Origin of the sequence: Fibrella rubiginis (genome assembly GCF_017353185.1) — a bacterium.
GTDB lineage: Bacteria > Bacteroidota > Bacteroidia > Cytophagales > Spirosomataceae > Fibrella > Fibrella rubiginis.
This window is the reverse complement of sequence record NZ_JAFMYV010000052.1, coordinates 1-247: the sequence shown is the minus strand read 5'-3', so window position 1 is coordinate 247 and position 247 is coordinate 1. Positions and strand designations below refer to the sequence as shown.

Genomic DNA, 247 nt, shown 5'->3' with positions numbered 1-247 from the left:
ATTTACTCCGTGACAGTGACCAACGCCAACGGCTGTTCAGCCATCGCCTCCGGCACGGTGACGGTCAACCCCGCTGTCACCGCTACGATTGCGGCCAATCCCAGCCTGACCATCTGTAACGGTACCTCCACTACCCTGACGGCCTCCGGGGGCACGGGCTATGTCTGGTCAACAGGGGCCACCACCGCCTCGATCCCTGTCTCGCCCACGACAACGACGACCTATAGCGTGACGGTGAGCAATGCCA

The 247-nt window shown here is 62.3% G+C and carries 1 protein-coding gene; it reads left to right on the top strand.

Annotated elements, in window-relative coordinates; all coding sequences use genetic code 11:
- Positions 1 to 247, top strand: a 247-nt coding sequence (locus J2I47_RS26440; RefSeq protein WP_207367630.1) for a hypothetical protein, incomplete at both ends; no start/stop codon positions are given.